Annotated in this window: 13 protein-coding genes; 10 read left to right on the forward strand and 3 right to left on the reverse strand. The window is 72.5% G+C overall.

The genetic code is table 11. The features are described 5' to 3' along the window. Positions 1-502: 502 nt before the first annotated feature. The 7 genes from ssd to ACQPWW_RS02055 all read left to right on the forward strand — a co-directional run bounded on the left by ssd (position 503) and on the right by ACQPWW_RS02055 (position 5769). Complete coding sequence (ssd, locus tag ACQPWW_RS02025) at positions 503-1606, forward strand: septum site-determining protein Ssd (RefSeq protein ID WP_433128540.1); 1104 nt, start codon at positions 503-505, stop codon at positions 1604-1606. Then, positions 1603-2814 carry a TadA family conjugal transfer-associated ATPase gene (locus tag ACQPWW_RS02030; RefSeq protein WP_433128542.1) on the forward strand — a complete coding sequence of 404 codons (1212 nt, stop codon included), beginning with the start codon at positions 1603-1605 and terminating at the stop codon, positions 2812-2814. Before ssd ends, ACQPWW_RS02030 begins: the two co-directional genes overlap by 4 nt. Further along, on the forward strand, positions 2811-4106 hold the full coding sequence (locus tag ACQPWW_RS02035) for a type II secretion system F family protein (RefSeq protein ID WP_433128544.1): 1296 nt from the start codon (positions 2811-2813) through the stop codon (positions 4104-4106). The genes ACQPWW_RS02030 and ACQPWW_RS02035 overlap by 4 nt, the downstream gene beginning before the upstream one ends. Then, positions 4106-4744 carry a type II secretion system F family protein gene (locus tag ACQPWW_RS02040; protein ID WP_433134083.1) on the forward strand — a complete coding sequence of 213 codons (639 nt, stop codon included), beginning with the start codon at positions 4106-4108 and terminating at the stop codon, positions 4742-4744. The genes ACQPWW_RS02035 and ACQPWW_RS02040 overlap by 1 nt, the downstream gene beginning before the upstream one ends. A gap of 22 nt (positions 4745-4766) precedes the next feature. After that, complete coding sequence (locus ACQPWW_RS02045; protein ID WP_081883916.1) at positions 4767-4934, forward strand: DUF4244 domain-containing protein; 168 nt, start codon at positions 4767-4769, stop codon at positions 4932-4934. Between the two features lie 68 nt (positions 4935-5002). Next, a complete protein-coding gene (locus tag ACQPWW_RS02050) occupies positions 5003-5371 on the forward strand; it encodes a TadE family type IV pilus minor pilin (protein ID WP_433134086.1) in 369 nt (122 codons plus the stop codon). Between the two features lie 2 nt (positions 5372-5373). Continuing rightward, positions 5374-5769 carry an Rv3654c family TadE-like protein gene (locus ACQPWW_RS02055; RefSeq protein WP_433128547.1) on the forward strand — a complete coding sequence of 132 codons (396 nt, stop codon included), beginning with the start codon at positions 5374-5376 and terminating at the stop codon, positions 5767-5769. A gap of 285 nt (positions 5770-6054) precedes the next feature. On the opposite strand, the gene ACQPWW_RS02060 is transcribed toward ACQPWW_RS02055, so the two are convergent. From ACQPWW_RS02060 to ACQPWW_RS02070, 3 genes are all read right to left on the reverse strand, one after another. Next, a complete protein-coding gene (locus tag ACQPWW_RS02060; RefSeq protein WP_433128549.1) occupies positions 6055-6633 on the reverse strand; it encodes a hypothetical protein in 579 nt (192 codons plus the stop codon). A gap of 155 nt (positions 6634-6788) precedes the next feature. Continuing rightward, entirely contained in the window at positions 6789-6998 is a 210-nt protein-coding gene (locus ACQPWW_RS02065) for a hypothetical protein (RefSeq protein ID WP_433128551.1), read from the reverse strand. A 99-nt stretch (positions 6999-7097) separates the two neighbouring features. After that, positions 7098-9470 carry a DEAD/DEAH box helicase gene (locus ACQPWW_RS02070; RefSeq protein ID WP_433134089.1) on the reverse strand — a complete coding sequence of 791 codons (2373 nt, stop codon included), beginning with the start codon at positions 9468-9470 and terminating at the stop codon, positions 7098-7100. Positions 9471-9658: 188 nt separating this feature from the next. Here ACQPWW_RS02070 and ACQPWW_RS02075 point away from each other — a divergent pair, with 188 nt between their 5' ends. From ACQPWW_RS02075 to ACQPWW_RS02085, 3 genes are all read left to right on the forward strand, one after another. Next, positions 9659-10015, forward strand: a complete 357-nt coding sequence (locus ACQPWW_RS02075) for an STAS domain-containing protein (protein ID WP_357404550.1) — start codon at positions 9659-9661, stop codon at positions 10013-10015. Beyond that, positions 10015-10449 carry an ATP-binding protein gene (locus tag ACQPWW_RS02080; RefSeq protein ID WP_172862142.1) on the forward strand — a complete coding sequence of 145 codons (435 nt, stop codon included), beginning with the start codon at positions 10015-10017 and terminating at the stop codon, positions 10447-10449. The genes ACQPWW_RS02075 and ACQPWW_RS02080 overlap by 1 nt, the downstream gene beginning before the upstream one ends. A gap of 315 nt (positions 10450-10764) precedes the next feature. Continuing rightward, positions 10765-13125, forward strand: coding sequence for a sodium-translocating pyrophosphatase (locus ACQPWW_RS02085; RefSeq protein WP_433128554.1), 2361 nt, complete (start codon positions 10765-10767; stop codon positions 13123-13125). Positions 13126-13192: the final 67 nt, after the last annotated feature.

The raw sequence follows: 13192 nt of genomic DNA on the forward strand, positions 1-13192 counted from the left end.
AGCGACTGTCTGCCACGGATAATAGATGCCTTCAGACCGCGCAGATCGCGGATAACGGCGGCCACTGTGGACGCCTCTCTTCGAGTTCCTTCGGCTGGTCGCACGACGACGAGGAGATGGACGGCCATGAGGTATCGGTCCGCCGGGCGTTGTCGCCAACACCCCGGAATGTGAGCTACATCTGGTACGCACCAACCGCGCGGGCCTTTCATAGGGATACCTACGACGGGGCTCGCCCGTTCCAGATTATCCTCGACGTCAACTGCACCGATCAGCTCGAATGACTGTCGACATTGGGGCCGCCCCTAAAAGGGGTCGCCTGTTGCGTCTTCGAGCAGTTCCTGCGGTGGTGGACAGGCTGCGCACATAGCAGATCAACTGTCGCGGCGGGCGTTGTCCACAACCCACGAGGTTATCCACAGGTCGCGCGGTCGGGGCCATTTGCCCGGCGATTTCCGAGCAGGGTCGGCGGCATACCAGAGCCCGACCGCTGGAGGCCGCGATGCCATCCCGTACCTCGGTTCCGCCGATCCGCCGGCTTCCGCTGGTCGTCACCGGCGACGACGATCTGCTTGATGATCTGCTCCGGCTCGCTGCCGCCGGCGGCACCGAGGTGGAGCTGGCCCGCGACCCGGCCGCCGCCCGTACCCGCTGGCAGCCCGCCCCACTGGTGCTGCTCGGCGTCGACCAGGCACAGGCGTGTCTGCGTGCCCGGCTGCCGCAGCGGTCCCGGCTGGTGCTGGTTGGGCGGGCCGGTCAGCTCGACTCCGGCTGGCAGATCGCCGAGCTGATCGGGGCCGAGCACGTCGCCATGCTGCCCACCGCCGAGCCGTGGCTTGTGGATCGGTTCGCCGAGCAGGGTCCGGACCGCCCGGACGGCGTCGGCGCCCGGGTCGTCGCCGTGTTCGGTGGCCGGGGCGGCGCTGGCGCGAGCGTGCTCGCCGGCGGCCTCGCCGTTACCGCCGCCCGAGCCCGGTTGCGCACGCTGCTTGTCGACGCGGATCCGCTCGGCGGCGGCCTCGACCTCGTGCTGGGCTGGGAGCAGTTGGAAGGGCTGCGCTGGCCCTCGCTCACCAGCGCCGACGGGCGGGTGGACGCCCCGGCGTTGGTGCAGGCCCTACCCAACCGGGGTGACCTGGTGGTGCTCTCCTGGGACCGCGGCGAGATGCTGGCGCTGCCAGTGGCGGCGATGGCGGCGACCGTCGACGCCGCTCGGCGTGGTCGGGACTTCGTGGTGATCGACGTGCCTCGACAGCTGGACGACGCCGCGGTGGTGGCGTTGCAGGCGGCGGACCAGGCGTTCGTCGTCGTTCCCGCCGAGCTGCGTGCCACCGCCGCGGCTGCTCGGGTGGTGGCCGCGGCCGCCCCGCACTGCGCCGCGCTCTCGGTGGTGGTGCGCGGGCCGGCTCCGGGTCGGCTGCGCGCGACCGAGGTGGCCCGTGCTCTTGGCCTACCGTTGGCCGGCGCGCTGCGCCCGGAGCCGGGGCTGTGCCGCCGACTGGAACGAGGCGAGGCGCCGGCCGCCGCGGGAAAAGGCCCGCTGGCCGCCCTCTGCCAGCGGATCGTCACCGACCTGACCGGTGTGCCGGCGGCGGGTGCGGCATGACCGGCAGGTCGCAGGACGGCACCCTCGCCGCCCGGGTTCGGCAGCGGATCGCCGCCGCCACCACTCCGGTCACGGCAGCGTCGATCGTCTCTGCGGTACGGGCCGAGCCAACCGCCGCGGTGCTCGGCGACAACGCCGTGCTGCGGATAGCCGACCGAGTGCGCGACGACCTCGTCGGCGCCGGGCCGCTGGCCCCACTGCTCGCCGACCCGGAGGTCACCGACGTCCTGGTCAACGGGACCCGGGTCTGGGTCGACCGTGGTTCGGGGCTACAGCAGGTAGCGATCCCGTTCGGCTCGGTCGAGGACGTTCGCCGGCTGGCACAGCGACTGGTCGCCAGCGCCGGCCGGCGGCTCGACGACGGCTCCCCGTACGCGGACGCCCGGCTCCCCGACGGCACCCGACTGCACGCCGTGCTGCCGCCGGTGGCGACCGAGGGCCCCTATCTGTCCCTGCGGACCTTTCGACACCGGCCGTTCACCCTCGATGAGCTGGTCCGCCACGGGACCGTGCCCCGACCGGTGGCACCGCTGCTCGCCGCCGTCGTGGCTGCCCGCCTGGCGTACCTGGTCACCGGGGGAACGGGGTCGGGCAAGACGACTCTGCTCAACACGCTGTTGGGGATGGTGCCAGCCACCGAGCGGATCGTGCTGGTGGAGGACGCCGCCGAGCTGCGTCCAGGGCACCCGCACGTGGTCGGGCTTCAGGCGCGTACCGCCAATGTGGAGGGGTCGGGCCTGGTCAGCCTCGGCGACCTGGTCCGGCAGGCGTTGCGGATGCGTCCGGACCGTCTGGTGGTGGGGGAGTGCCGGGGCGGTGAGGTGGTCGACCTGCTCGCGGCGCTCAACACCGGTCACGACGGCGGCGCCGGCACCCTGCACGCCAACTCCCCGTCCGACGTGCCGGCCCGGCTGGAGGCGCTGGGCATGCTGGGTGGGCTGCCGCGCGCCGCGCTGCACGCCCAGGTGGCCGCCGCGTTGCAGGTGCTGTTCCAGGTGCGGCGCGGCGACCGGGGACGCGTCCTGGAGTCGGTCTGCCTGCTCCTGCCCGAAGGGCCGGATCGGTTGGTGACAGTGGTGCCCGCCTGGGTACGCGGCAGCGGGCTCGGATTGGCCGCCCGCGCACTGGGGGCGCTGCTCCGGGAGCGCGGGGTGGCGGTGCCGCCGATCCTCAGCGAGCCGTGGCCCGGATCGGCAGGCCCGGCATGACCGGCGCGACGCTGCTGGTGGCGGCGCTGCTGGTGGTCGCCGCGGCCCTGGTGGCGTGGCCCGTGCGTAGCATCCGGGCCCGCCGACGTCGGGTGCTGACGACGGGGCGGGGGAGCGGCGCCGCCGATCCCACCGACGCCCTCGTGGAGTGGATCCGGGAACTCGGCCGAGCGCCGGACGGGCCGGTCGAGGGGCCTTTCGACTCGCCGATCCCGGGTGGCGCGGTCGGCATGCCGTGCCGGCCGTACAGCACTGCGGGCCGGAGCGGTAGGTCGACCGCGCTCGGCTGGCCCAGCCCGGACGTCACAGGCAGCACCGGCCGGCCCGGGGCGACGGGCGGGTCGGCGGGGCGTTCCCGTCCCGCGGGCCCGACGCGTCCGCCGACCCGTCGGGATCCTCGGCGTCCCGCCGGCGCCGCCGGGCACGAGGCCGGGATTCCGGACGTCGAACGACGGGGTGGCGCATCCGTGGCCGCGATGACGATCGGCGGCGACGACCTGGGGGTGAACCGTGGGAACGACGCCTCCGATGCGGTGACGACCGTTGGGTGCGGCGACGTGGCGGACGGTCCTGGCGACACGTCCGGCGCGGCAACGGCGGATGGGCGCGAGGGTGTTCTTCGCTGGGCCGACCGGTCCGTCGGGTCGGCCGATGCCCCGAGAGTGGCTGCCCGGCGAGGGGTTCCACTGTCGTCGAGGCGTTTGCTGCCGCTGGTCGGGCTGCTGGCAGGTGGTGTCGGTGCGGTGGTCGGCGGACCGGTCGCCGCGGTCGCGGTGGGCGGGTACGCCGCACTGGCCGGACGGGCGGTGTTGCGCTGGCGAGTGAACCGGGGAGCCGAGCGGCGGCAGCGACGTGGGTTGGACCAACTGTGTGGCCTCGCGGCGGACCTCCGGGCCGGCTTGCCCGCGCAGCAGGCGATCGAGGCCGCCACCGAAGGGTGGGACGGGTCGGACCGGCTGCGTCAGCTGACGGCAGCGGCGGTGCGACTGGCCGACCGGACCGGTGCGCCGCTGGCGGAACTCGTCGAGCGGATCGAGGCCGACGCTCGGGCGACCGACCGGGGTCTGGCCGCCGCGGCGGCCCAGGCGGCCGGTGCCCGGGCCACGGCCTGGTTGTTGGCCGCGTTGCCGGTGGGTGGGATCGGGCTCGGGTACGCGATTGGCGTCGACCCGGTGGCGGTGCTGCTGCACAGCAGTGTCGGCGGGGTCTGTGCGGTCGTCGCGGTCGCCCTTCAGGTGGTGGGCCTCCTCTGGACGGAACGGCTGGGCGCGACGCCGGGGCGGGCCGGATGATGTCGCGAAGTCCGGCAAGCCAACGCAGCCCGGCCGGTTGGCGGCGGCCGGACGTGATCCGCCTCGCGGCGGCCCTGGGCGGACTCGCCGTCGCCGTGGTCGCCGAGGGCTGGCTGGGGCTGCTCGGTGCGGTCCCGACCGCGCTCCTGCTGGATTTCCTGTTGCGGCGGATCGAGTCACCGGCTGAGCGGAGGCGGCGGCTTCGGGAGGCCGTCGACCTGCCGCTCGCGGTCGACCTGCTGGCCGCCGCGATGCGGGCGGGCGCTCCGGTGGATCGCTCGGTGCTGGCCGTCGCCGAGGCCCTCGACGGACCGCTCGCCGCGCGGCTGGCCCGGGCTGGCCGCACGTTGCTGCTCGGCGGTGGCCCGGCGGAGGCGTGGTCCGTGCTGGACGGAGTGCCCGGTGCGGAGCGGTTGACCGCAGCGGCGTTGCGCTCTTCCACCAGCGGCGCTGCCCTGGCCGGCGCACTGACCCGGCTCGCCGACGACCTGCGGGCCGACCGGGCGACCGCTGCCGAGGCGTCCGCCCGGCGGGCAGGCGTGCTCATCGTTCTGCCGCTGGGGCTCTGCTTCCTGCCGGCGTTCATTCTCGCCGGCCTGGTGCCGGTGATCGTCGCCGTTCTCGGCGACGTGCTCTGACCCATCGAGAAGGGAAACAGCAATGCGCAAACTCATCGCCCGCCTGCGCGGCGACGCCGGAATGAACACGGCCGAGTACGCCGTCGGCACGCTCGCCGCGGTCGCCTTCGCCGGGATCCTGTTGAAGGTGCTGACCTCCGGCAACGTCCAGTCGGCGTTGACCGCCGTCATCGACCGGGCGCTGAAGTGACAGGGCGCCGGCAGGCTGGCCGCGATCGGAGGCCGGGCAGTCCCGGGCGAGCGCTCGGCGGGCGGAGGATCCGCGCTGTCGAGCGGGCCGCCGAGGGGGACCGAGGGTCGTTCACCGCCGAACTGGCGGCTGGCCTGCCGGCGCTGCTCCTGCTCCTGCTGACCGGCCTCACCGCCGTCAATGCCGTAAGCGCCCAGGCCGGCTGCCTCCACGCGGCCCGGGAAGCGGCGTTGGCCGCGGCCCGCGGCGCGGACGGCAGCGCGGAAGGCGGGCGGGCGGCACCGCCGGGAGCGGCGGTGACGGTGTCCGTCGACGGCGACCTGGTGCGAACGACGGTACGCGCGCCCGTCCGGACGCTGGGCGGCCGGCTCCCGCGGATCACCGTCGTCGCCACGGCGGTCGCAGCCGTGGAACCTGGCGCTGCCGAGAGGAGTTGATCATGCGACGGGCTCACGGCCCGGACTCCGAGCGACGCGATGACTGCCCACCGGACGCACAGCGCGGTGGCGCGACGGTCCTGCTGCTGGCGACCGGGCTGGTCTTCCTGCTGGTCGGGACGTTCGGTGCCGCCATCGCCGCAGCTCAGTTGGCGGGTCAGCGGGCGGCGGTGGCAGCCGATCTCGGCGCGCTGGCGGGAGCCGCCCACCCGCTCGACGGGGAGGCTACGGCCTGCGCGTTCGCGGCCGACATCGCCAGCCGCAACGCTGGTCGGACGGTCGGCTGTCGCCTTGACGGACTGGACGTGCTGGTGACTGTCGAGGTGGCGTTCACGCCACTCCCCGGGCTGACCCGGGTCGCCACCTCAACGGCCCGCGCCGGCCCGGTGCGCGGTTGAACGACGTAGGGAGTTGCCGCCGTCCAGGGAGGCCCACCCGCCCGAGCCGCGCGGGTCAGCGCGACGCGCGGGCGGAGGCGACGAGCCGGCCCGCTGCTCGACGAACCGGCGCGCCGCCCGGAAGGGTGAACCGCCGAACCGCCGAACCGCCGAACCGCCGAACCGCCGAACCGCCGAACCGTCGAGCCGCCGAACTGCGCAGCATCTGCCGACGGCCTGCTGGCCGGGACCAGGGCGGAGAGCCCCGTCCCGGTCAGCGGCCGAGCAGCGGGTGGGCCGGGGGCGTCAGCGGGCCTGGAGCGCGTCGAGGGCGACGGCCATTGCGATGACCAGGCGGCGGTCGATCTGCGGGTGCTGCACCTCGACGATGTACTTGTCGCGCAGGCCCCACTTCTTGACCACGGTGAAGACCGGCTGGCCGCCGGCGGTGAAGTCGAAGTGGTACGGCAGCCACGACAGCGAGTCGACGAACCGGCGCAGCAGTGCCACCGGCAGGCTGCGCTCCTGGCCCGTCACCTGCGGCAGGCCGGCCTGCTCGACGTGCCAGGTGGACCGGAGCAGGGACTGCGCGAAGTCCTTGCGGAACAGGCCGATCGCGTTTCCGGCGGCGTCGGTGACGTCGTACGTGGCGCCGAGGTCGATGCGCTGGCGGGCCTTGAAGCCGAGCAGGGGCTGCTGCTTCGAGTCGTCTGTGTAGATCGTCACCTGTTCCTTGAAGGCGAGTCGCTTCTGCTGTGCGAACGCGAGCAACTCACCCTCGGTGCCGTCCGGGGAGACCGCCCGGACCTCGTACTGGTTGACCATCATGCGCAGGCGCTGACGGACGTGGAACTGGTGCTGACTCTGCAAATTGTCCAACTGCATGTGAACTCCTCAGGAGGTTGGTCCGCCGGAGTCTCGCACAGCCCGACAATTGTCGTGCTCCCCGCCATCGACGATCGCAAGATGCTGGGTAGCCGTCGGGGGCCGTCGAACGACCACCCCAACATCCCGATGCCCGTGCTGGTGAAAGGGGTGGCTCAGCGCCCGTCGGTGGTGGTCGCGGCGCGCACCGCCCAGGTGTTGAGGACCTGGTGGATGACGCGGAGCCGTTCGTTGATCTGTTCCAGACGTTCGGCCTGAGCCAGGTTGGCCAGCGCGGACCCGAGCGCGATCTGCTGGTCGAGGGTGAGTTGATCCTGGTCAATGGTATAGAGCAGGTCGACTGTCTCGGCGATGGTGTCGGCCACGGCTCCTCCTCGGGCAACGGGGGGCGATCAGCAACAAGGACATCGATGGAAGCGCTCCCACACATTGTGCCCAGTGCCATGCCGATTCATGCAACCCGCTCATTGGGGCAGGTTCGCCAACACCACGTCGAGCACCCGGATCGCGTCCGGCTTGGAGAGCGGATTGTTGCCGTTGCCGCACTTCGGCGACTGCACGCAGGACGGGCAACCGGTCTCGCAACCGCACTCGACGATCGCGTCCCGGGTGGCCCGCAGCCACGCCGACGCCGTGCCGTACGCCCGCTCGGCGAACCCCGCGCCACCCGGGTGCCCGTCGTAGACGAAGACGGTCGGCGCCTCGGTGTCCGGGTGGACAGCGGTGGAGAGCCCGCCGATGTCCCACCTGTCGCAGGTGGCCATCAGCGGGAGCAGACCGATCGCGGCGTGTTCGGCGGCGTGCAGCGCACCGGGCACGTCGGCGGGCTGGACGCCGGCGAGAGTCAACGACTGCGGCGACAGGGTGAACCAGACCGCCACCGTGCGCAGCTCCCGGGTGGGCAGGTCGAGCGGCCGGGTGTCGATCACCTCGCCGGTGGCGATCCGTCGCCGCTGGTAGGACACGACCTGACTTGTCACGTCCACCTCGCCGAGGAACATGCCGACCGGCCCGGCGTCCACGTAGGAACGCACCGATACCACCGACAGGTCGGTGACGTCGCGGGCGTGGGTGGACCAGTCCGGCTCCTCGGCGTGCACAAGCGCGCAGCCGTCGGCCAGGTCGAGATCGTCGACCACGTACGAGACACCCTGGTGCAGATAGACCGCGCCCGGGTGGAGCAGGAAGTGCGAGGAGCCGCCGTCGACAGTGCCGAGCAGCCGGCCGGTCGACGACTCCACCACGCAGACCGGGGCGCCGCCCTCCCCGCGCAGGTCCACCTCGGGCCGCTCCCGGTGCCGCCAGTACCAGCCGGTGGGCCGCTGCCGCAGCGCCCCGGCGGCTACCAGTTGGTCCACGGCCTCCTTCGCCCCGTCGCCGAAGAGCACCAGGTCGGCCGGGGTGAGTGGCGCCTCGACCGCGGCGCAGGCGAGCTGCGGTGCCAGCACGTACGGGTTGGCCGGGTCGAGCACCGTCGCCTCCACCGGGGCGCCGAAGATCGCCTCCGGGTGGTGCACCAGGTAGGTGTCCAGTGGGTCGTCCCGGGCCACCAGCACGGCGAGGGCTTCCTGCCCGGAACGCCCGGCGCGGCCCGCCTGCTGCCACAGTGACGCCCGGGTGCCGGGGTAGCCGCAGATCAGCACCGCGTCCAGCCCGACCAGGTCCACGCCCAGCTCCAGCGCGTTGGTGGAGGCCAGGCCGAGCAGGTCGCCGTGGAGCAGAGCCCGCTCCAGCTCGCGCCGCTCCTCGCGCAGGTAGCCGCCCCGGTAGGCGGCCACCCGGTCGCCGAGCCCGGGCACCGCGTCGTCAAGCGACCGGCGCGCGTTGGCCGCCACGACCTCGGCGCCCTTGCGGGAGCGGACGAACGCGAGGGTGCGTACCCCCTCGGCGACCGTGTCGGCGAGCAGGTCCGCGGTCTCGCGCAGCGCCGACCGGCGGACCTGGCGGAGGTCGTCGTGCTCACCCGTCGCCTGCGGGGGCACCGGGGAGGAGGAGTTGGTGTCGGATGGCAGCAGTGGCGGTTCCCAGAGCGCGAAGGTCACCCCGCCGCGCGGCGACGCGTCCTCGGTGACCGCCGTCACCGGCAGGCCGGTCAGCCGGCCGGCCGCGGTCGCCGGGTCGCCGGAGGTCGCCGAGGCGAGGACGAAGACCGGGGTGGCCCCGAACCGGGCGCACTGCCGGCGGAGCCGACGCAGCACGTGTGCCACGTGCGAGCCGAACACCCCCCGGTAGGTGTGGCACTCGTCGATCACCACGTACGCGAGTCGGCGCAGGAAACCGGACCACTGGGCATGACCGGGCAGGATGCCGTGGTGCAGCATGTCGGGGTTGGTCAGCACAAACCGGGAGTGCCGGCGGATCCACTCCCGCTCGGCGCGCGGAGTGTCCCCGTCGTAGCAGGAGGGGCGTACCCCCTCCAGCTCCAGCGCGGCGACGGCCCGCAGCTGGTCGGCGGCGAGCGCCTTGGTCGGCGCGAGGTAGAGCACCGTGGCCCGGGGGTCGGCGAGCAGGGTGGCCAGCGCCGGGAGCTGGTACGCCAGTGACTTGCCGGACGCGGTGCCGGTGGCGACGATCACGTGCTGGCCCTCGTACGCGAGGTTGGCCGCCTCGGCCTGGTGCTGCCAGGGCGCTGTCACGCCGCGTCCGGTGAACGCCGCGCGCAGCTCCTCCGACGCCCACGACGGCCAGGGCGCGGGCACCCCGGCGCGCGCCGGCACCCGCTCGACGTGGGTGACCGGGTCGCCGGCGCCCCGGGCTCGGAGCCGGCGCAGCAGGTCGGCGGGCGCTGGTCCAGGGCCGGGACCAGCGGATACGGTGGCCGCGGGCGACGACTCCAGGTCGGGGCGCGGCGTGCGATGCGCCGAGCTGAAGTCGTTGGAGGTCACGCCCTGCACTCTCGCACTGGTGTTCGGAGATGAAAAGTCGGGCCGGCGGGTAAGGGGAAGCCTCCGCCGGCGTCCGCAGGCCGCACCGGCGGTAGTGGTTAGATGCCCACGAGAGTTTACGGCTCTGGCGAGGAGGACCGATGGAGCTGTCGCTGGCGACCCGCACCGAGGGTGAGCACACGGTGCTTGAGGTCGGTGGTGAGGTGGACGTCTACACCGCGCCCCGGCTCCGCGAACGACTCCTCGAGTTGATCGATGGTGGCGCCCGGCACGTGGTCGTCGATCTCGACCGGGTGGACTTCCTCGACTCCACCGGCCTGGGCGTGCTGGTCGGCGCGCTCAAGCGGCTCCGCTCGGCCGGCGGCTCGTTCGCCCTGGTCTGTGACAAGGAACCCCTGCTCAAGATCTTCCGGATCACCGCACTGGACCAGGTGTTCCCGTTGCACCCGACGGTCGACGCGGCGATCAGCGCCGACCCGGCGGGCGCCGGCGCGTGATGGCGACCGTCAAGCTCTCGTTCTCCCCCGCCCCGGTGCACGTGCGCACCGCCCGACTGGTCGGCGTCGCCGTCGCGCGGCGGGCCGGGGTCCGGGAGGACCTGCTGGACGAGGTGCGCCTGGCCATCGGTGAGGCGTGCACCCGCGCGGTGGCCCTGCACCGGCAGTACGGCCTGGCCGACCCGGTGCTTGTGGAGATGTCCGACGGCGGTTCATACGCGGTGCGGGTGGTGGACCGGGCGCCCATCGAGGCCGGTATCGGCCTGACCGCGCTGCCGCCGGACGAGTTGGCAAACGAGTCGCTCACCGACGAGGCGCTGACCACCGGCGTCGGGTTCGCGCTGCTCGCCGGTTTCGTCGAGGACCTGCAGGTGCGCCCGGTCGACGAGGGCATCGGCACCGAGGTGCGGATGGTGTGGCCGGTCGGCCACTGACCAGAAACGTTTTGTGGGCCGCATCCCGGTGGGGGTGCGGCCCCTTTGTTTTATGGACCAGCTCCTATATCAGATTTCGATTCATAACACAGCGACGAAGATCATCGCGACACGGTGGCACCTCCGTGTGACCTCCGACACTGCGGAGGGCTACAGTACCCGGGTTGTCAGCAAGTGATCCATCCCGCAGCCAGCGGGTATGGGTGGTCATCGCTGGTCCGCTGGGGTTGGCGCTCGCTTGCGAAGTCCGCATCCAGGCGTCGGTCAGTGCGTCTCCACTCACCGGCGCGAGTGTTCGGTAACAGGAGGACACAGATGTCCGAGACCTTGGCCGCCGACGGCGGCGGGCTTTCCCTTACCGGAAGCAATGTCACCTACGTCGTCATCGCCGCGGTTGTCGCGTTGGTGGCGCTCGGTTTCGCTGCCGCCCTGACAAGAACGGTGCTGGCCGCCGGCAAGGGCACCACAAACATGCAGGAGATCTCGGGGGCGGTCCAGGAGGGCGCCTCGGCCTACCTGCTCCGTCAGTTCCGTACTCTGGCGATCTTCGTCGTCATTGCCGTGGTGCTGCTCTTCCTGCTGCCGGTGCACGACACCGACGGCAGCGAGGTCGCCGTGAAGATCGGCCGCTCGCTCTTCTTCGTGGTGGGCGCCCTGTTCAGCGCGTTCATCGGCGGGGCGGGCATGTGGTTGGCCACCCGCGCCAACCTGCGGGTCGCCGCCGCGGCGAGGGAGCGGGAGGGTGGCCGCGAGGCGGCCATGAAGATCGCCTTCCGGACCGGTGGCGTTGTCGGCTTCTTCACCGTCGGCCTCGGCCTCTTCGGTGCCGCGCTCGTCGTCCTGGTCTACCGGGGTGACGCGCCGACAGTGCTGGAGGGCTTCGGCTTCGGCGCCGCGCTGCTCGCGATGTTCATGCGGGTCGGTGGCGGCATCTTCACCAAGGCCGCCGACGTCGGCGCCGACCTGGTCGGCAAGGTCGAGCAGGGCATCCCCGAGGACGATCCGCGCAACGCCGCCACCATCGCCGACAACGTGGGCGACAACGTCGGTGACTGCGCCGGCATGGCCGCCGACCTGTTCGAGTCGTACGCGGTGACGCTTGTCGCCGCGCTGATCCTCGGCCGCGCCGCGTTCGGCGAGGAGGGCCTGGTCTTCCCGCTGATCATCTCCACCATCGGCGTGCTGATCGCGATCGTCGGAGTCTTCATCACCCGGCTGCGCGCCTCCGACCGCAACGCCCTGACCGCGATCAACAGGGCCTTCTACATCTCGGCGGTGCTCTCCGCGGTGCTGGTGGCGATCGCCGCCTACGCCTACCTCCCGGCGACGTTCGGCGAGTTCGCCGGCGGGCTCACCGACGCGCCCGGCAACCCTCGGCTGGTCGCCATCGGCGCGGTGGTGATCGGCATCGTGCTGGCCGCCGCGATCCAGGCACTCACCGGCTACTTCACCGAGACCAACAGGCGTCCGGTGCAGGACATCGGCAAGAGCTCGCAGACCGGTGCGGCCACCGTCATCCTGGCCGGCATCAGCATCGGCCTGGAGTCGGCGGTCTACTCGGCGCTGCTCATCGGCGCCGGCGTCTTCGGGGCGTTCCTGCTCGGCGGCAGCTCCATCACGCTGTCGCTGTTCGCGGTGGCGCTGGCCGGCACCGGCCTGCTCACCACGGTCGGCGTGATCGTCGCGATGGACACCTTCGGGCCGATCTCCGACAACGCCCAGGGCATCGCGGAGATGTCCGGCGACATCGACGAGCACGGCGCCCGGACCCTCACCGAGCTGGACGCCGTCGGCAACACCACAAAGGCGATCACCAAGGGCATCGCGATCGCCACGGCGGTGCTCGCCGCGACCGCGCTGTTCGGCTCGTACACCGACTCGCTCCGCAGCGCGTACGCGGACGCGGGCGTGGGCGACGTCGGAACGGAGATCCTCAACTCGCTGAACGTGGCCAACCCGCGCAACCTGGTCGGCCTGATCATCGGCGCGGCGGTGGTCTTCCTCTTCTCCGGGCTGGCCATCAACGCGGTGTCCCGCTCGGCCGGCGCCGTCGTGATGGAGGTTCGCCGGCAGTTCCGTGAGCTGCCCGGCATCATGGACCGCACCCAGCGCCCGGAGTACGGCAAGGTCGTCGACATCTGCACCCGGGACGCGCAGCGCGAGCTGATGACCCCGGGTCTGCTGGCCATCCTGGCGCCGATCGCTGTCGGCTTCGGCCTCGGTCCGGGCGCGCTCGCCGCGTACCTGGCCGGCGCGATCGGGGCGGGCACCCTGATGGCGGTCTTCCTGGCCAACTCCGGTGGCGCGTGGGACAACGCCAAGAAGCTGGTCGAGGACGGCGCGTACGGCGGCAAGGGCTCCGAGTCGCACGCCGCGACGGTCATCGGCGACACCGTCGGCGACCCGTTCAAGGACACCGCCGGCCCGGCGATCAACCCGCTGATCAAGGTGATGAACCTGGTCTCGCTGCTGATCGCGCCCGCCGTGGTGGCGTACAGCGTCGGCGACGACCGCAACGTCGGCCTGCGGGTCGGTATCGCGCTGGTCGCGACGCTGATCATCGTGGCGTCCGTGGTGTTCAGCAAGCGTAAGGGCATCGCGATGTCCGACTCCGACGCCGATGGCAGCACCGGCGCGGGCAGCACCGATCACCGGCCGGAGACGGTCAACGCCTGACCCGGCACCGGCACGGGGTCCCCGGTCGACGTTCGCGTCGACCGGGGACCCCGGCCGTCCGGCCCGG

Source organism: Micromonospora sp. CA-240977 (assembly GCF_050942285.1).
In the GTDB taxonomy this organism is placed as follows: domain Bacteria; phylum Actinomycetota; class Actinomycetes; order Mycobacteriales; family Micromonosporaceae; genus Micromonospora.

Coding starts and splice junctions, on each gene's coding strand:
- ssd (WP_433128540.1), top strand. CDS start 503: ATGCCATCCCGTACCTCGGTTCCGCCGATCCGCCGGCTTCCGCTGGTC.
- ACQPWW_RS02030 (WP_433128542.1), top strand. CDS start 1,603: ATGACCGGCAGGTCGCAGGACGGCACCCTCGCCGCCCGGGTTCGGCAG.
- ACQPWW_RS02035 (WP_433128544.1), top strand. CDS start 2,811: ATGACCGGCGCGACGCTGCTGGTGGCGGCGCTGCTGGTGGTCGCCGCG.
- ACQPWW_RS02040 (WP_433134083.1), top strand. CDS start 4,106: ATGTCGCGAAGTCCGGCAAGCCAACGCAGCCCGGCCGGTTGGCGGCGG.
- ACQPWW_RS02045 (WP_081883916.1), top strand. CDS start 4,767: ATGCGCAAACTCATCGCCCGCCTGCGCGGCGACGCCGGAATGAACACG.
- ACQPWW_RS02055 (WP_433128547.1), top strand. CDS start 5,374: ATGCGACGGGCTCACGGCCCGGACTCCGAGCGACGCGATGACTGCCCA.
- ACQPWW_RS02060 (WP_433128549.1), bottom strand. CDS start 6,633: ATGCAGTTGGACAATTTGCAGAGTCAGCACCAGTTCCACGTCCGTCAG.
- ACQPWW_RS02075 (WP_357404550.1), top strand. CDS start 9,659: ATGGAGCTGTCGCTGGCGACCCGCACCGAGGGTGAGCACACGGTGCTT.
- ACQPWW_RS02080 (WP_172862142.1), top strand. CDS start 10,015: ATGGCGACCGTCAAGCTCTCGTTCTCCCCCGCCCCGGTGCACGTGCGC.
- ACQPWW_RS02085 (WP_433128554.1), top strand. CDS start 10,765: ATGTCCGAGACCTTGGCCGCCGACGGCGGCGGGCTTTCCCTTACCGGA.